At 39.5% G+C, this 18,616-nt stretch carries 18 protein-coding genes; 9 read left to right on the top strand and 9 right to left on the bottom strand.

The window, feature by feature from the left end:
- Window positions 1–119 precede the first annotated feature (119 nt).
- The 3 genes from nagC to nagB form a co-directional block, all read right to left on the bottom strand.
- Entirely contained in the window at window positions 120–1,334 is a 1,215-nt protein-coding gene (nagC, locus tag R3X26_RS06525; protein WP_317716414.1) for a DNA-binding transcriptional regulator NagC, read from the bottom strand.
- Between the two features lie 108 nt (window positions 1,335–1,442).
- Window positions 1,443–2,579: an N-acetylglucosamine-6-phosphate deacetylase gene (gene nagA, locus R3X26_RS06520; protein ID WP_317716413.1), complete on the bottom strand. Its 1,137-nt coding sequence runs from the start codon at window positions 2,577–2,579 to the stop codon at window positions 1,443–1,445.
- A gap of 13 nt (window positions 2,580–2,592) precedes the next feature.
- Window positions 2,593–3,396 carry a glucosamine-6-phosphate deaminase gene (gene nagB / locus R3X26_RS06515; RefSeq protein WP_317716412.1) on the bottom strand — a complete coding sequence of 268 codons (804 nt, stop codon included), beginning with the start codon at window positions 3,394–3,396 and terminating at the stop codon, window positions 2,593–2,595.
- A gap of 253 nt (window positions 3,397–3,649) precedes the next feature.
- Here nagB and nagE point away from each other — a divergent pair, with 253 nt between their 5' ends.
- Both nagE and glnS read left to right on the top strand, forming a co-directional pair.
- Complete coding sequence (gene nagE, locus R3X26_RS06510; protein WP_317716411.1) at window positions 3,650–5,122, top strand: N-acetylglucosamine-specific PTS transporter subunit IIBC; 1,473 nt, start codon at window positions 3,650–3,652, stop codon at window positions 5,120–5,122.
- A gap of 167 nt (window positions 5,123–5,289) precedes the next feature.
- Complete coding sequence (glnS, locus tag R3X26_RS06505; RefSeq protein ID WP_317716410.1) at window positions 5,290–6,957, top strand: glutamine--tRNA ligase; 1,668 nt, start codon at window positions 5,290–5,292, stop codon at window positions 6,955–6,957.
- A gap of 153 nt (window positions 6,958–7,110) precedes the next feature.
- On the opposite strand, the gene fcrX is transcribed toward glnS, so the two are convergent.
- On the bottom strand, window positions 7,111–7,557 hold the full coding sequence (gene fcrX / locus R3X26_RS06500; protein ID WP_317716409.1) for a ferric iron uptake transcriptional regulator FcrX: 447 nt from the start codon (window positions 7,555–7,557) through the stop codon (window positions 7,111–7,113).
- 180 nt (window positions 7,558–7,737) lie between these two features.
- On the opposite strand from fcrX, the gene R3X26_RS06495 reads away from it, so the two are divergent.
- Window positions 7,738–8,229, top strand: coding sequence for a DUF4442 domain-containing protein (locus R3X26_RS06495; RefSeq protein ID WP_317716408.1), 492 nt, complete (start codon window positions 7,738–7,740; stop codon window positions 8,227–8,229).
- 66 nt (window positions 8,230–8,295) lie between these two features.
- On the opposite strand, the gene fldA is transcribed toward R3X26_RS06495, so the two are convergent.
- From fldA to R3X26_RS06480, 3 genes are all read right to left on the bottom strand, one after another.
- Window positions 8,296–8,823 (bottom strand): flavodoxin FldA, encoded by a 528-nt coding sequence (gene fldA, locus R3X26_RS06490; RefSeq protein ID WP_317716407.1) that lies wholly within the window; start codon window positions 8,821–8,823, stop codon window positions 8,296–8,298.
- Window positions 8,824–8,909: 86 nt separating this feature from the next.
- Window positions 8,910–9,131, bottom strand: coding sequence for a DUF2788 domain-containing protein (locus tag R3X26_RS06485; RefSeq protein ID WP_317716406.1), 222 nt, complete (start codon window positions 9,129–9,131; stop codon window positions 8,910–8,912).
- A gap of 83 nt (window positions 9,132–9,214) precedes the next feature.
- Window positions 9,215–9,985, bottom strand: coding sequence for an alpha/beta fold hydrolase (locus R3X26_RS06480; protein ID WP_317716405.1), 771 nt, complete (start codon window positions 9,983–9,985; stop codon window positions 9,215–9,217).
- A 161-nt stretch (window positions 9,986–10,146) separates the two neighbouring features.
- Between R3X26_RS06480 and seqA the strand changes: the two genes are divergently transcribed.
- Both seqA and pgm read left to right on the top strand, forming a co-directional pair.
- Window positions 10,147–10,719 carry a replication initiation negative regulator SeqA gene (gene seqA / locus R3X26_RS06475; RefSeq protein WP_317716404.1) on the top strand — a complete coding sequence of 191 codons (573 nt, stop codon included), beginning with the start codon at window positions 10,147–10,149 and terminating at the stop codon, window positions 10,717–10,719.
- A gap of 112 nt (window positions 10,720–10,831) precedes the next feature.
- Window positions 10,832–12,472, top strand: a complete 1,641-nt coding sequence (pgm, locus tag R3X26_RS06470) for a phosphoglucomutase (alpha-D-glucose-1,6-bisphosphate-dependent) (protein WP_317716403.1) — start codon at window positions 10,832–10,834, stop codon at window positions 12,470–12,472.
- A 150-nt stretch (window positions 12,473–12,622) separates the two neighbouring features.
- On the opposite strand, the gene R3X26_RS06465 is transcribed toward pgm, so the two are convergent.
- Window positions 12,623–13,369 carry a DUF1853 family protein gene (locus R3X26_RS06465; protein ID WP_317716402.1) on the bottom strand — a complete coding sequence of 249 codons (747 nt, stop codon included), beginning with the start codon at window positions 13,367–13,369 and terminating at the stop codon, window positions 12,623–12,625.
- Window positions 13,370–13,429: 60 nt separating this feature from the next.
- Here R3X26_RS06465 and R3X26_RS06460 point away from each other — a divergent pair, with 60 nt between their 5' ends.
- Window positions 13,430–14,185 (top strand): Nif3-like dinuclear metal center hexameric protein, encoded by a 756-nt coding sequence (locus R3X26_RS06460; protein ID WP_317716401.1) that lies wholly within the window; start codon window positions 13,430–13,432, stop codon window positions 14,183–14,185.
- 208 nt (window positions 14,186–14,393) lie between these two features.
- Here R3X26_RS06460 and R3X26_RS06455 read toward each other — a convergent pair whose 3' ends face one another.
- The gene (locus R3X26_RS06455) at window positions 14,394–15,683 is read right to left on the bottom strand and encodes a citrate synthase (protein WP_317716400.1); all 1,290 of its coding nucleotides are present in this window, start codon (window positions 15,681–15,683) and stop codon (window positions 14,394–14,396) included.
- A 417-nt stretch (window positions 15,684–16,100) separates the two neighbouring features.
- Here R3X26_RS06455 and sdhC point away from each other — a divergent pair, with 417 nt between their 5' ends.
- The 3 genes from sdhC to sdhA are packed head-to-tail and all read left to right on the top strand — an operon-like array spanning window position 16,101 to window position 18,601.
- On the top strand, window positions 16,101–16,493 hold the full coding sequence (gene sdhC, locus R3X26_RS06450) for a succinate dehydrogenase cytochrome b556 subunit (protein ID WP_317716399.1): 393 nt from the start codon (window positions 16,101–16,103) through the stop codon (window positions 16,491–16,493).
- On the top strand, window positions 16,487–16,834 hold the full coding sequence (gene sdhD, locus R3X26_RS06445) for a succinate dehydrogenase, hydrophobic membrane anchor protein (protein WP_317716398.1): 348 nt from the start codon (window positions 16,487–16,489) through the stop codon (window positions 16,832–16,834). The genes sdhC and sdhD overlap by 7 nt, the downstream gene beginning before the upstream one ends.
- A complete protein-coding gene (gene sdhA / locus R3X26_RS06440) occupies window positions 16,835–18,601 on the top strand; it encodes a succinate dehydrogenase flavoprotein subunit (protein WP_317716397.1) in 1,767 nt (588 codons plus the stop codon). It abuts the gene before it with no gap.
- Window positions 18,602–18,616 lie beyond the last annotated feature (15 nt).

Raw genomic sequence — 18,616 nt, 5'->3', positions numbered from 1 at the left:
GCTCAATTATAGGTATTTACGGATAGTAGTGAATGCTTGCAATAAAAGTCTTACTTATTCAAGCATAACTTAGACAATGTCGCTATAAAAAATTGTATATTCTGAATTCAACTTAGTACTTATTGTTCTAGAAGCTTTTGCAGCAAAACACCATTAAGCATGGCACGTTTGATCATTGAAAATGCACCGATGGTTGGTTTATTTTCCAGTTCAGATACGACGATTGGCAAATTAGTGTGGAACCGTGTTAGAGACTGCGCTTCAATATTTCGGCGTATGGCTGGAATAAGTAACTCCGATGCTTGAGTTATATCACCAGCAATAACGATTTTTTGTGGGTTAAATAAATTTATCGTTATTGCTATCGCTTTGCCCAAATCATTGCCGACACGGACTAAACTTTGTTTAGCCAATTCGTCGTCGTTCAATGCATGCTGACAAACATCACTAATTGTTATAGCGGTTAATGTAGCAAGCGTGGAGGGGTAACCTTTACTTAAGCGAGAGCTGATACCATGCAAAATAGCTGGATTGGAGGCAACCGTTTCTAAACATCCATAGTTACCACATTGGCATTGTTCTCCCAGTGGATCTATTTGAATATGACCAATTTCACCAACGTTCCTATTGGATCCTAAAAAAACTTGGCCGTTGACGATAATACCTGCGCCGGTACCATTGTGGACACTAACCAGTATCGAATCGCTCGCATCTTGACTGGCTCCAAAATAATACTCTGCTAGTGCTCGACCTCGAATGTCGTTACCAATAAAACATTCAACATTGAATACTCGCTTAACCGCGTCTACAAGTTCGAAATTATCGACATCGGTATTAGGAATATAGTCAACAATGCCTTCTTCTGGGTTAATTAAACCCGGTAATACAATTCCGATCGCGATCAATTGACTAATGGTTTCTGATTGTTGGTCTAAGAAGTGTTGAATATGTTGTAACAGACCCGCTTCGAGTTCGGTTTGGTTGGCATAAATAAAGGCACTATGATGGCTTGCAAGTTCTACCGCACCTAAATCAAATAAACTTAAATGGATATAATCACGTCCTAGCCTTATTGCGATCGAGTGAAACAAGGATACTTCTGTTTTCAAAGAAATGGCACGGCGTCCGCCAGTCGATGCTTGTTGGGCGACTTCCTTTATTAATCCTCTTTGCATTAACTGCCGAGTTATTTTAGTAACGCTTGCTGGTGCGAGTTGACTAGCATCAGCTACCTGAATTCGAGAAATTGGACCTTGTTGGTCTATGACACTATAAACAGCCGCACTGTTAAGCTGCTTTACAAGATCCACGTTACCTATTTGTCCGCCAGTCACTGTTTGTTCACCAATTATTTTTGTTCACTAATCACTTTTTTCGTTATCGTGATTGTTCAAATCATAGTTTGGTTCACAAGACTTTTATATCTGATCGCAAACTATGCGTTAATTTTTCTGGAATTGTCCGTTTACTACGGTTGCTTGTACCTTAAAATCATCATCAAAAACGGTAAGATTTGCCACCATTTGAGCTTTAATTTGACCTAACTTATTATCTACTCCTATAGCTTGGGCTGGATAAAGAGTCGCCATTCTCAATGCTTCATCTAAATCTAGTCCTACCTGTTCAACCGTATGCTGTACTGCTTCAATCATAGTAAGTGCTGAACCACCTAGGGTGCCATTTTCATCTACACACTTGCCATTACGATAATATACTTTCTTTCCAACAAAAATAAAGTGATCCATATCCGCACCCGCGGGAGCTGTGGCGTCCGTCACTAATATGAGCTTACTACCTTTAATTTTATGTGCTATGCGGACATTGGCATAATCAACATGAAAGCCATCAACAATAATACCCGCATACACTTGTGGAGAATCAAAAATAGCACCCACCGCACCAGGCTCTCTACCTTGCATAGGTGTCATAGCATTAAACAAATGAGTAGCGAAACTTATTCCTGCGTCAATACCTTGCTTGGCTTGCGCATAAGTGGCATTAGTGTGTCCCATAGAGACAACAATGCCTGCACTTGTTAAACGTTCAATGAGTTTTGGGTCATTTTGCTCCGGAGCCAAAGTGACTTTGGAAACTAACTGACTATTAGAGCAGATATAATCAACCATGGCTTTATCAGCTTGGCGAATAAATTCTGGGTTATGGATGCCTTTTTTTTCTGTATTAAGGTAAGGTCCTTCTAAATGTAGGCCTAATGATTGGTTTTGGTACAACTCATTATAGTCACGCTGAACATCAATTGCTTGTCGCATATTACTGTCCGATGAAGTAATCAATGTTGGTAAAAAGCTAGTACAACCTGATTTCAGGTTTGCTTGATGCATTGTGTCGAGTGTTTTAACTGAAATATCATCATTAAACATGACACCGCCACAACCATTCAATTGCAAATCTATAAAACCAGCGCTTAGATTGGCGCCATTTAGGTCAATAGACTTGATCTCTTTAGGGAGATCTATGTTTAAGCAGATAGAGTGTATGTTTTCGCCTTCAATTAGTAACGAAGCGTTTTGCACCACTTCATTACCAGTGAATATTTTACAGTTAGTTAGCGCGTACATAATTAGCGTCCTGTTACTTAAGGTTTTGGATCTCTTCGGCTTCTAATTCTTTAAAGTATTTTACCGTTTTTACTTTTAATTCTTGAGTAGCGCTTTCGTCACAGACAATAATTGACCTTGCATGTAATTGTAGTGCTGAAATTGTCCAAAGGTGATTGACGCAACCTTCAACAGCCGCTTGCAAAGCTAACGCTTTGCTATGTCCTGAGACGAGTAGTAGTACTTCCTTAGAATCAAGTAAAGTGCCTACACCAATCGTTAATGCGTACTTAGGTACTTGGTTAACATCATTGTCGAAAAATCGAGAGTTAGCGATACGTGTATCTTCTGTTAATGTTTTAATTCGTGTTCTAGAAGATAAAGAAGATGCCGGTTCGTTGAATGCAATATGACCATCATTTCCTACCCCGCCCATAAAGAGATGAATTTGGCCGAATGAGCGGATTTTTTCTTCATATTGCCTGCATTCCGCCTCATGATCTGCGGTGTTTCCATTCAGTAGATTAATGTTTTTTTCTTGAATATCAACATGATTAAAAAAGTTTTTATACATAAATGTCCGATATGATTCCGGATGATCTTCTGCAAGCCCGACATATTCGTCCATATTAAATGTTACGACGTTCTCAAAACTTACTTCGCCTGCTTTATAAAGTGCAATTAAGTGCTTGTATGTATTAAGAGGAGATCCTCCAGTTGGTAAACCTAATACAAATGGGTTTTCTTTGGTAGGGTTGAATTTATTGATACGATTAACAATATATTGTGCTGACCATAAGCCAATATTTTCTGAAGTTTTAAGCGGAATCAATCTCATTTCGGTACCTTAATTAAATGTTGGAAGTAAAGTAATACTAGTACTTTATTGTCGTTATTTTTAATCATAAAATAAGTTTTATGATCAAGCCAACATAAAGTGAGAGCATTGAGGGTTTAACGTGATTTATGTCACATTTTAACTTCAATTAATTTGCGAAGAAAAATTATGAACATAAACTGAACAGGACTAAATTAGAAAGATAAAATAAGTCTTTCGAACCAAATGGATTTCCTATAGGAGGGAACGCAAAGTGAATATTCTTGGATATTTTCAAAAAGTAGGTAAAGCATTGATGGTTCCGGTAGCAACATTACCTGCAGCCGCAATACTAATGGGTATCGGTTATTGGATCGACCCTACAGGTTGGGGGGGTAATAATGCATTTGCTGCCTTTTTAATTAAAGCGGGTGCGGCAATTATTGATAATATGTCAGTATTGTTTGCTATTGGTGTAGCGTACGGCATGTCTAAAGATAAAGATGGTGCAGCTGCGTTGGCGGGCTTTGTTGGTTATATGGTTATTACAACTTTATGTAGCGCAGGTTCTGTTGAAGCAATTGGTCTAGTGACACTTGACGAAGGCTCGACACTTGCTTTTAACAAGATTGGTAATCAATTTGTCGGTATTTTATCAGGGATTGGTGCTGCCGAAATTTATAACCGTTATTATCAAGTTGAATTGCATAAAGCCTTGGCGTTCTTCAGTGGTAAACGCTTAGTACCTATCTTAACTTCATTCGCCGCAATTGGTGCCTCTTTTGTTCTCATGTTTGCATGGCCAATTATTTTCGGTGGATTGATTTCGTTTGGTGAAAGTATCGTTGGCTTGGGTGAAGTTGGTTCAGGTTTGTATGGCTTCTTTAACCGTCTCTTGATCCCAGTAGGTCTCCACCATGCATTAAACTCTGTATTCTGGTTTGATATGGCAGGAATCAATGATTTAGGTAACTGGTGGACACCAAATGCCGTTGAAGCTGGCGTTGGTGTTGTGGGTGAAACAGGTCGCTATATGGCTGGTTTCTTCCCAATTATGATGTTTGGTTTACCTGGTGCTGCTTTGGCTATTTATCATACGGCTAAACCAGAGCACAAAACTAGAGTGGCTTCTATAATGATCGCTGCAGGTTTTGCTTCTTTCTTTACCGGCGTAACTGAGCCACTTGAATTCTCTTTTATGTTCTTAGCGCCCGTACTGTATGTTCTGCATGCCGCATTAACAGGACTGTCCCTTTATATTGCAGATATCATGAACTGGACTGCTGGTTTTGGATTTTCTGCTGGTTTGGTCGATATGGTGCTTTCAGCACAAAATCCATTAGCAAATAAATGGTATATGCTTATTGTTCAAGGACTTGCATTCTTTGGTATTTATTATTTCGTATTCCGTTGGGCTATCGTTAAGTTTGGTCTCAAGACTCCGGGCCGTGAAAGCGATGAAATGAATGAAGTGAGTTCTTCGTCTGCCAGTGATGATACCGCTGAATTAGCAAAACAATATTTGGCTGTACTAGGTGGACACGAGAATTTACAGAATATTGATGCGTGTATTACGCGTTTACGTTTAACAGTAAATGATATGAGTGTTATCAATGAAAATGAATTGAAAGCACTCGGCGCGATGGGAGTAGTAAAACTTGGCAGCAATAATGTACAAGTTATTCTCGGGCCGTTGGCTGAAATTATTGCGGGAGAAATGAAAAATATCCCTGCTTCTACACGTTAAATTTGCGTTAAATTGCATTTCATACACTAACCTCCCATTTTTGGGAGGTTTTTTTATTCTACTGATAAGTAATTTGGCAAGAAATGCTCTGTTTTAGTTGTGTAAATATGGTGAATCGTGGATCATTAGCGAAACTATTTTTTGACATTAGACTAGAGGGTGCGTAGATGACTGAAGCTGAGGCTCGTCCATCAAATTTTATTCGCCAAATCATCGATAAAGATTTAGCGGATGGCAAACACACTAGCGTACATACCCGATTTCCGCCAGAGCCAAATGGCTATCTGCATATCGGTCACGCTAAATCCATTTGTTTGAATTTTGGTATTGCTCAGGATTATCAGGGTCAGTGTAATCTTCGATTTGACGATACTAACCCAGAAAAAGAAGACATCGAATATGTAGAGTCGATTAAAAATGATGTGAATTGGCTAGGCTTTCAATGGTCAGGAGATATCCACTATTCTTCAAATTATTTTGATCACCTTTATGGTTACGCGATTGAGCTTATTAATAAAGGTTTGGCGTATGTTGATGAACTGAGCCCTGATGAGATTCGCGAATACCGTGGTACGTTAAAAGAGCCGGGTAAACACAGCCCATATCGTGATCGCACGGTTGAAGATAACCTATCGTTATTTGAAAAAATGCGTGATGGTGGATTTGCAGAAGGAACCGCGTGTCTACGGGCTAAAATTGATATGGCATCTCCATTTATGGTGATGCGAGATCCGGTTATATATCGCGTCCGTTTTGCTCAACATCATCAAACCGGCGATAAATGGTGCATTTATCCAATGTACGATTTCACCCATTGTATTTCTGATGCGTTAGAAGGAATAACTCACTCTATTTGTACGTTAGAGTTTCAAGATAACCGTCGTTTATATGATTGGGTTCTGGACAATATTACCATTGATTGCCAGCCTCGACAGTACGAATTTAGCCGTTTAAATCTTGAATATACTGTGATGTCTAAGCGTAAATTGAATCAATTGGTTACAGAAAAGCTCGTCAACGGTTGGGATGATCCACGTATGCCGACCATTTCTGGCTTACGTCGCCGTGGATTTACTGCAGCTTCTATTCGCGAGTTTTGTTTACGCATAGGTGTAACAAAGCAAGAAAATATGATTGAGTTTAGCTCACTTGAATCGTGTATTCGTGACGATTTGAATGAGAATGCACCTCGCGCAATGGCTGTGTTAGATCCTATTAAGGTCGTGCTAGAAAACTTTGAAGCAGATAAAATTGAAACCCTGAATGTTGCAAATCATCCAAACAATCCTGAAATGGGTAGCCGTGAAGTGCCTTTTACCCGTGAAATTTGGATTGAGCGAGACGATTTCCGTGAAGAAGCTAACAAAAAATATAAACGCCTAGTATTGGGTAAAGAAGTTCGTTTACGCGGTGCTTACGTGATTAAAGCTGAGCGAATAGAAAAAGATGCTCAAGGTAATATCACGACTATATTTTGCAGTTACGATACCGAAACGCTAGGTAAAAACCCAACAGACGGTCGTAAAGTAAAAGGAGTGATACATTGGGTGTCAGCTGATAAAGGGCTACCTGCAGAAATTCGATTATATGATCGCTTATTTACAGTACCCAACCCAGCTGCTGCTGAAGATTTTAAAGCCACAATTAATCCAGAGTCTTTGTTGATTAAAAATGGCTATGTAGAACCAAGTTTACTGACCGCATTACCAGAACAAGGCGTGCAGTTTGAGCGTACTGGGTATTTTTGCGCAGATAGTAAAGATTCGAAGCCAGAGGCGTTAGTCTTTAATCGTACAGTAGGGCTACGCGATACATGGGCAAAGCAAAGCGTCTAGTCATTAAGCTTACTAAATAACCTGAATTCAAAACCATCTTATTCTGAGCTCAGGTTAACTTACTACTCGTACAAAGCAATAATGAAAATAAAAACGCCTAGGGTAATTTACCTTAGGCGTTTTAGTTTGTATCCACTGTCTATTAGTATTCGGTTACTTAATTTTATGCAGCTCAGGATTTTCTTTACAATTTCCAACACTGCATTTTCCATATAGATAGAGACTGTGATTGGTCAGCTCTATGTTATATGACTCTGCAATTTCTTGTTGGCGTTTTTCTATCATATCATCCGAAAACTCAATTACTGCGCCACAATCCAAACAAACTAAATGATCATGGTGATGTTGAGTGGATAACTCAAATACAGACTTTCCACCTTCAAAATGATGTCGAGTGACAATTCCTGCGTCATCAAATTGGTTTAAAACACGATAAACCGTAGCAAGGCCTATTTCTTCGCCTTGATCTATTAGCAGTTTATATAACTCCTCTGCGCTAATATGTTGACACTGTGGTTGTTGAAGCACTTCAAGTATTTTTAAGCGAGGTAAGGTTACTTTTAATCCCGCATCTTTAAGTGCTTTATTGTTATCTGACATATTTTTTCCTGTAGGCGAACTAATTTCTTAAATGCGACAGCATCAATATTACACATTATAGGGTAGCATTCATTAACATTAAACCTCAAACGTCAGGGGCTTAACAAGAAAAATTGTAATAAGTTAAGAATTTCAGTTACTGTAACCTATAAATAACATTTTGTTAACACTAGGGTGATTATGAATAAAACGTTAGCAAAGCTGTATAAGCCAAATTTAGTGAGGCATGCACTTAACAGTTGGCCTCCATTTTGGGGCGCGGGCATCACAATAACCAATATCAGTGAAGACTTTCGTAATGTAAACATCAAACTAAAGTTACGTTGGTGGAATAAGAACGCCAATAGAACTCAATATGGTGGGAGTATTTTTTCTTTAACGGATCCCGTTTACGCTTTGATGTTGATGGGGATACTTGGTGATAAGTATTTTGTGTGGGATAAAGAAGCGAGTATAAATTTTATTAAACCAGGAAAAACTGACTTACATGCTGACTTCCAAATTACGCAGGCCATGTTAGATGACATTTTGAACAATACCGCCAATGGAGAAAAATGTTTCCCCCAATTTATGACTTACGTGAAAGATGATAATGGGGTTATTGTCGCGGAAGTACAAAGAAAACTGTATGTAAGGAAAAAACCGCAATACAGAGAAGAACAACAGTCTTAGCGAATAAAAAATGCCTCTAAGAGGCATTTTCGAGATATCGTAATTTGAACGGGGTCACTACAAAGCTTAGTCTTCAAGCTCAGCAAGACACATCTCGTCGTAAATTTGCTTAACCCAGTTTGATACGCGTTCATCAGTCAGTTCTGGTTGACGATCTTCATCAATACACAAACCAACAAATGTTTCGTCGTCGATAAGTGCTTTTGATGCTTCAAACTCGTAGCTTTCTGTTGGCCAGTTGCCTAAAACAGTTCCGCCTTTTGCTTCGACGATATCGCGGATATTTCCCATCGCATCACAGAAATATTCGGCGTAATCTTCTTGATCACCGCAACCGAAAATAGCAACAAGCTTAGTAGAAAAATCTATGTCTTCTAATTCAGGGAAAAAGTCATCCCAGTCACATTGTGCTTCTCCGTAGTACCAAGTTGGTATTCCCAGTATAAGAAGATCAAAGTTGTCGATATCTTCTTTACTACTTTTCGCGATGTCTTGAACGTGAACCAGTTTTTTACTCAATTGTTTTTGAATCATCTTAGCGACAGCTTCTGTGTTGCCGGTGTCACTGCCAAAGAAGAGACCTACACTTGCCATATTTGTATACCTATTGATAATTTGTGATGTTGGCCAAACGCGCTATGGACAGTATGTTACTACCGCCTAGCTTTGACGAATTCTGGTTAACCTAAACCAGTTCCTTCCCAAGCTATTTGGATAATGCCTTTGGCAATGAATCCAGCGCAGCCTAAAAATAGAACCATCCATACGATACGTTGACCAAATACTGGAACATTACCCTGCTTAAGTACATCTTTTATCGCCATCCCTATGAGGAAAAAAATAGACGCAAATAAAAGATCTAAACCGATGGATTCCAATAAATCGTAATACTCGTAAAGCATAGTTGCCCTTTATACCAAATTTGTGGGTGAACTATACCACTGTTAATCATTAAAGTTAATGTGAAGCAGCACAGTTTAGCAGTCTATTTTTTATCGAGAAATCGTCTTATCACTCTAATCACTTCTTGTGGCTTTTCTGCATGCAACCAATGGCCTGTATTAGCGATAACATGAGCTTTTGCATCGGTGAATTGAGCTTGTATCAATGGTTGGTGTTCTTGAGTTAAATAGTCCGACTCGCCACCTTTAATAAATAAGGTTGGAACTCGAGTCTTTTCAATACGATCCCAACCGAGAATATAATTATAATTGTCCATTATAGATTTAACATCAAAACGCCAGTTGAATCCTGTTTCAGAGCGAAATAATGATTTACCCAAAAACTGCCTAACACCATCTAATTCTATGTGCTGTTCTAATATTTCCATCGCTGCAACGCGAGTTTGTGGCTGGGTCGCTTGCACCGCTTGTAGACCAGCAAAAACGTTGTCATGCTTTCGTTTTATGTAGGCAACAGGCGCCATGTCTAAAACGATAAGTTTATTGATATTATCTGCATATTGGCTTGCCAGTTTTATTGCCACTTTGCCACCCATTGAATGGCCAATTAATGTGATATTTTTCAACTCTAGTGAGGTAATTAACTGCTGAACATCGTCTGCCATTGCTGAATAAGTATGTTCATTTGAATGAAACGACAAACCATGGTTTCGCAAATCCATAGACAATACCTGATGATCGCGTTCGAGTTCTCGAGCCAGAAGCCCTAAATTGTCTAGATTACCAAATAGACCGTGTATTAATACTACCGTTGGCCCCTTGCCGTGAAGTTTATAGTTGAGCAGCTCAGACATTGTATTTATTTTCGATAAAAAAGGGAAAGAACGTTCATGGTAGTAATCCAAATGTCGCTGTGCAACCCAAAAATGCAGAAATACGATCTTGGAAACTCGCATCTTATGTTTGAATGAGTATAATCAACCAGATATTAATACAGTGAGATTGTGAAAAGCGAATGAAAACAATTGAAGTTGATGAGGATCTATACCGTTATATTGCAAGTCAGACTCAGCATATTGGTGAAAGCGCGTCAGATATATTGCGTCGTTTGCTGATTGTAGCTGAAGAGAAGCAAGGTTCACCTCAAATCGCAGAAGCTACTGGCGCGCAGAAAGTGCCTCTTGCTACCAAAGAACCAGTTGGTATTGTTGTGAGCAAAGATGCAGGGAATGCCGAGAAAGTTGATGGTGTGAAAGCGATGCGAATGTTACTTATCTCTGATGAATATTCAGAAAGTAACAAAGCAATAGATCGTTTTTTACAAGTTTTGTCTACGTTATACCGTATAAACAATGAAAGTTTTGCAGAAGCTACTCAAGTGAAAGGGCGAACACGTGTTTACTTTGCTGATAATGAAGATGTACTTTTAGCCAGTGGCAAAACAACCAAACCTCGCTCTATACCAAATACACCATTCTGGGTTATTACTAATAATAACACCAATAGAAAACGTCAAATGGTTGATCAGTTGATGACCAGAATGAACTTCCAGCAAGATTTAATAGAAAAAGTGTGCAGTTCGATTTAATTTTTGATTTGTGCTGTGGTATTCAAATGTATATAAGCCTCATAATGAACTGATTCCTCAGATGTCGTTATGAGGCTTTTTATTTAGGCTTTAGTTATTAAAGGATTACAAAATGGCAATGCATCCCCGAGCTGGGCAGAAAGCCCAACAACAAGATCTCACCAATATTCCTGCATTAGTATCAAGTTATTATTTGTTGCAGCCTGATAGTGAAGACGCCGCAAAACGTGTTGCGTTTGGTACGTCTGGTCATCGTGGTTGCTCAGAAAAAGAGACGTTTAATGAGAATCATATTCTTGCTATTGCACAAGCCATAGCGGAAGTTCGAGCGGAAAAGGGGACTACAGGGCCTTTATTTTTAGGTAAGGATACTCACGCTCTTTCTGAACCGGCTTTTTGTAGTGTAATAGAAGTATTGGTTGCTAATGATGTGAAAGTGATTGTTCAAGAAAACAATGGTTTTACGCCTACACCTGGTATTTCACACGCTATTTTGACTTATAACCTTCAACATGATGATAAAGCCGATGGGATTGTCATTACACCTTCTCACAATCCACCTCAAGATGGCGGAATTAAATATAATCCACCACATGGTGGCCCAGCAGAAGGTGACTTAACTCAGGCTATTGAAGATCGTGCTAATGAATTGATCGCGAATGAAATGAGTGGTGTTAAAGCCATGCCAAGTGGTGCAGCTAAGCAACTTATATCTGAAGTTGACCTTGTTCAACCTTACGTTGACGATTTAGTTAATGTTGTTGACATGCAAGCGATTCAAAATGCCAATATCAAAATTGGCGTAGATCCATTAGGGGGATCGGGCATCGAATATTGGCGACAAATAGCGAAAACTTATAATTTAGATTTAACCTTAGTTAACGAAGCGATTGACCCATCATTCCAATTTATGTCTTTGGACAAAGATGGTGCTATTCGTATGGACTGTTCTTCACCTTATGCCATGGCGAGTTTACTGGCATTAAAAGATGATTACGATTTAGCATTTGGTAACGACCCAGATTACGATCGTCATGGTATTGTTACCCCCAAAGGTCTGATGAACCCTAATCATTATTTAGCGGTATGTATTGATTACCTTTATCGCCATCGCGACGGTTGGGGGAAAAATGTCGCGGTAGGAAAAACACTGGTTTCAAGTGCATTAATCGACCGTGTTGTTGCCGATCTCGGTCGAGATCTGTGTGAAGTACCTGTTGGCTTTAAATGGTTTGTTGATGGTTTGTACGATGGTTCATTTGGCTTTGGTGGTGAAGAAAGTGCTGGTGCTTCTTTCCTACGTAAAGACGGTACACCTTGGTCTACTGATAAAGATGGTATTTTATTGTGTTTGTTAGGTGCAGAAATTACCGCTGTGACAGGAAAAAATCCACAACAATATTATGAAGAATTGGCTGCCAAACACGGTTCTTCAGAGTATAACCGTATATCTGCTGTGGCTAATGCTGAGCAAAAACGCGTTTTATCTAAGCTTTCTCCTGACATGGTTTCAGCAGAAACGTTAGCAGGAGAGCGTATTACGGCAAGATTGACTCATGCTCCTGGTAATGGGGCTGCTATTGGTGGATTGAAAGTGACCACGGAAAACGGTTGGTTTGCAGCTCGTCCATCTGGGACGGAAGAGATTTATAAAATTTATTGTGAAAGCTTTAAAGGTGAAGCGCATTTAAAAGCTATCGAAAAAGAAGCACAAGAAATTGTAAATCAAGTCTTTAAAGAAGCAGGATTATAGTTTTATCGCTGTTAAATGCATTAATCTACCGCGATTTTAAAGTTAATAAATTTGAAAACCGATACTATTAAGTGTCGGTTTTTTATTGGATTTGCAGCAAGAGTATTTATCTATTTTATTAATTTGAATACACAATACTTATCTAACTGATTACTTAGGCCAATGGTCAGGTACCACAAACCAAAAGTCACCGCTTAATGTTTGGCAATGTACGGCATACTCGCTAAGTTCTGTCAGTTTTTCGGTTAGTGCGTTAGTGCCGGCAATCCAATCGTACTTTTTAAGTTTGTATAGCGGTTCATTTACTAACTGTAGTTGATGTTGATAGCACCAGTTACCGGCAATTGAACTTGGGTTGATTGTGTACCCAACGCTCTCTTGAGGCACTGTTTCGGGTTCAAATGGGTTGATATATAGCCGTCCATGCATGAGCAGTTTTGGTGTAATATCGGCTAAATTGGGAAAGCGTTGCATAAATGCTTCACTTTTGGACATTTCTAGTTGGTGGGTAAGCATTCTATCCAGTTTTATATCTAACCTATCGCGACTATCTGGACCATACCAGAGTCCTCCTTGTAATAAATAAAACTTAATCGCGACTTCCCAATGTTCAATTTTTTGCTGCCGTTTGAGGATAAAATCAATGGCTCCGATGGTTTGCTTACCTTCAAATAGTTGTATTTCATCTGCGACAACAGAAAAATCAGAATGATGCTCAAAAAGGCGTTTACATAGTTCTTGATAGATAAAACCTAATCGACTGTTTCCGTTATATTCTTGGTAGTTAGGCAAGGATAATTGTTTAAATGGGTTACATGTGGCAGGTTCTTTATCAGGTTGTAATATTGGTGGATTATCGATCATCCATTGCGTTATTTTGCTGACATTATCCTGCATTATTGACGTCCTGTGGTATTCTGGAAACAAGGCTAACTTTATATATTGGTATAACATAAAATGGATCACTTGCAATTAGAAGCACTGCTAAATCAAAAACTTTCTCCTGAATTAATCAAAGATTACTGTCCAAACGGACTCCAAGTAGAAGGAACGTCGCAAGTTAAAAAAATTGTGACTGGTGTTACGGCATCTATTGCTCTTATTGAGAAAGCAATAGCTTTAAATGCTGATGCTATTTTGGTTCATCATGGTTACTTCTGGAAAGGCGAGCCTGAACCGATTCGAGGAATGAAAGGTGAAAGAATTAAAGCCCTCATAAAGAATGACATTAATCTTTACGCCTATCATTTACCGTTAGATATTCACCCAGAACTTGGTAACAACGCGCAACTTGCACAATTACTAGGTATTGAGGTTGAAGGTGGCCTAGAAGCGACGCCTCAATCTGTTGCTATGTATGGTTCGCTAAAGTCCACGCTTTCGGCAGATGAGTTTGCACAAAAAATTGAATCTGTTCTAAATCGAGTACCGTTACACATTTCCTCAGAAGTAAACAAGTCAATAAAAACGGTAGGTTGGTGTACTGGCGGAGGACAAGACTATATCGATTTAGCGGCAGCTAAAGGGCTTGATGCTTTTATTTCAGGGGAAATATCAGAACGCACAACGTACTCAGCCAGAGAGCAGGACATTCATTTTTTTAGTGCGGGTCATCATGCGACCGAACGTTATGGGGTGAAAGCGTTAGGGGAGTGGTTAGCTCGAGAATATGGGTTTGATGTTGAGTTTATTGATATCGATAACCCTGTTTAAGGGAAGCTTTTGTAACTCATTGATTTATAAATTTATTATTGTGTGGATAAAAAAGAGAAGCGATAAAATACGCTTCTCTTTTATTGTTTAACCTTTAATCAGTTATCCAAGTACTAATCAGCTACCTGAACACCAATTACTTGCCCGATTATGAGTAAATAAGTAGTGCGCCATAAATTCTCAGCACACTACAATTTAATCGTGACTGTTATTCTCTTTCGTGCAACGGTTCAAAATCACGTAATTGCTCACCAGTATAAAGCTGACGTGGACGACCGATACGGTTGTCTGGATCGCCATGCATTTCATTCCAGTGAGCTATCCAGCCAATAGTACGAGACATTGCAAAAATAACCGTGAACATAGAGATTGGGATACCAATTGCTTTCAGGATGATACCGGAGTAGAAATCCACATTCGGGTACAGTTTTTTCTCAACAAAATATGGGTCAGATAGAGCGATACGCTCTAATTCCATCGCCACATCCAACAATGGGTCTTCGATTTTTAGCTCTTTTAAAACTTCATGGCAGGCTTCACGCATTACTGTTGCACGTGGGTCATAGTTTTTGTAAACACGGTGACCAAAGCCCATTAATCTAAATGGATCTTCTTTATCTTTGGCACGGTCGACATATTCTGGAATATTATCAACACTGCCTATTTCCTCTAACATACGCAAGCACGCTTCGTTAGCACCGCCATGAGCAGGCCCCCAAAGAGATGCAATACCTGCGGCAATACAGGCAAATGGGTTTGCACCTGAAGAACCGGCTAAACGTACCGTTGAGGTTGATGCGTTTTGTTCATGGTCTGCATGCAATGTAAATATTTTGTCCATAGCACGAGACACAACAGGATTAACTTCATAATCCTCACATGGGTTAGCAAACATCATATGCAAGAAATTTTCTGCATAATTTAAATCGTTGCGAGGATAAATAAACGGTTGACCGATAGAATATTTATAACACATTGCAGCCAGTGTTGGCATTTTCGATAGTAGGCGGAATGCAGCTATCTCGCGATGGCTGTCATTATTGATATCAAGTGAATCGTGATAAAACGCTGCAAGGGCACCTACTACCCCAACCATAATAGCCATTGGATGAGCATCACGACGGAAACCATGGAAAAAGCTCGCTATTTGCTCATGAACCATAGTGTGTCTTGTGACGATTTTTTTGAATTCGTCGTACTCTTTTCTATTGGGCGCCTCTCCGTATAGGAGGATATAGCAAACTTCTAAGTAATCTGCTTTGTTGGCTAATTGATCAATTGGATAGCCTCGGTGTAATAGCACACCTTTACCGCCATCGATGAATGTTATTTGGGATTCGCAAGATGATGTCGCTAAAAAACCAGGGTCAAATGTAAAATATCCATTTGCACCTAATTTACGTACATCGATTACTTCAGGGCCTAACGTACCTTCCATAATCGGCAGTTCTATTGGAGCTTTACCTTCTATATGAAGGGTCGCCTTCTTATCTGCCATTACATTCTCCTTTGTTTAAAATTAGTCCATCCGGGATTTGTTCTGAGACATTTTTTACTCAGGATCTTGAGTAAAGTCAATTTTTCTAGAGGTTTGTGTGCACTTGTTAAGGTTTTCCACATTTAAAAAGTTAAAAACATGTGCCATGTAGCACTTTTTGTTAAGATTATTGTATTAATTTGTTGCCAAACGTATAGTGTAAATGAAGTTTGTGGTTGAGACCTTATAAGTTCAAGCCTAGAAAGAAATAATTACTTTAAAATCTGAACGCTTGATTAACATTTTATTTACATAATTAACCAGTGTTTGAACGTTAAAATGTTAAATCGATGTTAAGTTTTGTAAGGTTGACACATAAAGAACTCTAGATCTATCAAAATTCGAAGTAATAAACAAACAAACGCTCAATGGAGCTGAGTGAGCAAGCCCGTGAAAGAAAGAAAGTCAAGACCTGTCAATCTCGATTTGCAGACCATACGCTTTCCAATTACTGCGATTGTGTCTATCTTACACCGTGTTACTGGTGTAATCACATTTGTAGCCATTGGTATTTTGCTTTGGCTGTTATCAATATCTTTATCATCCCCTCAAGGTTTTATGCAAGCAGCTGATCTCGTAGACAGCTTTTTGGTTAAGTTTGTCTTATGGGGAATACTAACCGCACTTGCCTACCATATTGTTGGTGGAATTCGTCATTTAATTATGGACTTTGGCCATTATGAAGAATTCGAATCTGGCGTTATGACTGCAAAAGTAACCTTTGCTGTAACTGCAGTATTGTCGCTACTTGGAGGTATTTTGGTATGGTAAATTCTGTTTCTTCTGTAGGTCGTAATGGTGTTCATGACTTCCTACTTATCCGCGCTACTGCAATTATTCTTACTTTGTACACAATTTACATTGTTGGTTTTTGTGCTTTTAGTGGCGATATAACTTATCACACATGGACCTCGTTCTTTGGTGGCACGTTTACCAAGGCATTTACCATGCTTGCTTTGACTTCTGTCCTTGTCCATGCTTGGATTGGTTTATGGCAAGTTCTAACTGACTATATCAAGCCAACGCTTATTCGTGGCCTGTTACAATGTGTAATAGTTGCTATCTTATTTGTGTATTTCTTTTCTGGCCTATTTATTCTGTGGGGTGCCTAAGTGACTATTCCGGTTCGTGAATTCGATGCAGTTGTCATCGGTGCTGGTGGCGCAGGTATGCGCGCAGCATTACAAATTTCAGAGCAAGGCCTTTCTTGTGCTTTGCTATCAAAAGTATTTCCTACTCGTTCGCATACTGTATCCGCTCAAGGTGGTATTACCGTTGCACTAGGTAACTCCCACAAGGATAACTGGCAATGGCACATGTACGATACGGTGAAAGGTTCCGATTATATCGGTGACCAAAATGCCATCGAATATATGTGTAAAAATGGACCTGAGTCGGTGATTGAACTTGAAAAAATGGGATTACCATTTTCTCGTTTTGAAGACGGTTCTATTTATCAACGTCCATTTGGTGGACAATCTAAAGAGTTTGGTGGTGAGCAAGCCGCACGTACTGCAGCGGCAGCTGACCGTACTGGGCATGCATTATTACATACGCTTTATCAGCAGAATATTAAACATAAGACCACTATTTTTTCTGAATGGTATGCGCTAGATTTAGTTAAAAACCAAGATGGCGCCATAATGGGTTGCACTGCAATCTGTATGGAAACCGGTGAGATTAATTACTTCAAATCTAAAGCAACTATTTTAGCTACAGGTGGGGCAGGTCGTATTTACTCATCGACTACGAATGCGCATATTAATACCGGCGATGGTGTTGGTATGGCATTGCGTGCTGGTGTGCCAATGCAAGATATCGAAATGTGGCAATTCCACCCAACAGGTATCGCTGGTGCAGGAGTATTAGTGACAGAAGGTTGTCGTGGAGAAGGTGGTTATCTTCTCAATAAAGACGGCGAACGCTTCATGGAACGTTATGCGCCAAATGCGAAAGACTTAGCCGGACGTGATGTTGTTGCTCGTTCTATTATGATCGAAATTCGAGAAGGTCGTGGGTGTGATGGGCCATGGGGACCACATATCAAGCTTAAATTGGATCACCTCGGTAAAGATGTCTTAGAGTCTAAATTACCAGGTATCTGCGAATTATCGCGTACATTTGCTCATGTGGATCCAGTAAAAGAACCAATTCCTATTATTCCTACTTGCCACTACATGATGGGTGGCGTACCTACTCAGGTATCTGGACAAGCGATTAAGCAAGATACAAATGGTGCTGACATTGAAGTTCAAGGCCTGTTTGCTTGTGGTGAAATTGCGTCTGTATCTGTGCATGGTGCTAACCGTCTAGGCGGTAACTCACTGCTTGATCTAGTGGTATTTGGTCGTGCTACAGGGCTTCATTTGGGTGACACATTGGCTGCTCAATCAGAAGCTCGTCCCGCAACAGAATCGGATATCGAAGCATCTTTGGCTCGTACAATGCGTTGGGAAAATAGCGAGAAAGGTGAAGACCCCGTTCAAATTCGTAAGGATTTACAAGCGTGTATGCAGAATAACTTCTCAGTATTTAGAGAAGGTGATGCAATGGCAAATGGCCTTCAAGAGTTGAAAGAGATTCGTGAACGTTTAAATAATGCTCACTTATCAGATAAGTCTTCTGAGTTTAATACTCAACGTATTGAGTGTTTAGAGCTTGATAATTTAATGGAAACGGCTTTTGCTACTGCAGTCGCTGCTAACTATCGTACAGAAAGCCGTGGTGCTCACGCTCGATTCGATTTCCCTGACCGAAATGATGAACAGTGGTTGTGTCACTCTATCTATAACCCGGAAACAGGTGAAATGTCTAAGCGCGATGTTAATATGGAACCTGTGCATCGTGATGCTTTTCCACCTAAAGTTCGTACTTACTAAGGGGAGTAGAATACT

This window comes from Vibrio sp. TH_r3 (assembly GCF_033101115.1).
Taxonomy (GTDB): domain Bacteria; phylum Pseudomonadota; class Gammaproteobacteria; order Enterobacterales; family Vibrionaceae; genus Vibrio.
The sequence above is the reverse complement of the archived record's forward strand: the minus strand, read 5'-3'. Positions and strand labels throughout refer to the sequence as shown.

Excerpts from the sequence above, each read along its gene's own strand:
- nagA (WP_317716413.1), bottom strand. The coding sequence starts at position 2,579 with ATGTACGCGCTAACTAACTGTAAAATATTCACTGGTAATGAAGTGGTG.
- nagB (WP_317716412.1), bottom strand. The coding sequence starts at position 3,396 with ATGAGATTGATTCCGCTTAAAACTTCAGAAAATATTGGCTTATGGTCA.
- glnS (WP_317716410.1), top strand. The coding sequence starts at position 5,290 with ATGACTGAAGCTGAGGCTCGTCCATCAAATTTTATTCGCCAAATCATC.
- fcrX (WP_317716409.1), bottom strand. The coding sequence starts at position 7,557 with ATGTCAGATAACAATAAAGCACTTAAAGATGCGGGATTAAAAGTAACC.
- R3X26_RS06495 (WP_317716408.1), top strand. The coding sequence starts at position 7,738 with ATGAATAAAACGTTAGCAAAGCTGTATAAGCCAAATTTAGTGAGGCAT.
- fldA (WP_317716407.1), bottom strand. The coding sequence starts at position 8,823 with ATGGCAAGTGTAGGTCTCTTCTTTGGCAGTGACACCGGCAACACAGAA.
- R3X26_RS06485 (WP_317716406.1), bottom strand. The coding sequence starts at position 9,131 with ATGCTTTACGAGTATTACGATTTATTGGAATCCATCGGTTTAGATCTT.
- R3X26_RS06480 (WP_317716405.1), bottom strand. The coding sequence starts at position 9,985 with ATGTCTGAGCTGCTCAACTATAAACTTCACGGCAAGGGGCCAACGGTA.
- seqA (WP_317716404.1), top strand. The coding sequence starts at position 10,147 with ATGAAAACAATTGAAGTTGATGAGGATCTATACCGTTATATTGCAAGT.
- pgm (WP_317716403.1), top strand. The coding sequence starts at position 10,832 with ATGGCAATGCATCCCCGAGCTGGGCAGAAAGCCCAACAACAAGATCTC.
- R3X26_RS06465 (WP_317716402.1), bottom strand. The coding sequence starts at position 13,369 with ATGCAGGATAATGTCAGCAAAATAACGCAATGGATGATCGATAATCCA.
- R3X26_RS06460 (WP_317716401.1), top strand. The coding sequence starts at position 13,430 with ATGGATCACTTGCAATTAGAAGCACTGCTAAATCAAAAACTTTCTCCT.
- R3X26_RS06455 (WP_317716400.1), bottom strand. The coding sequence starts at position 15,683 with ATGGCAGATAAGAAGGCGACCCTTCATATAGAAGGTAAAGCTCCAATA.
- sdhD (WP_317716398.1), top strand. The coding sequence starts at position 16,487 with ATGGTAAATTCTGTTTCTTCTGTAGGTCGTAATGGTGTTCATGACTTC.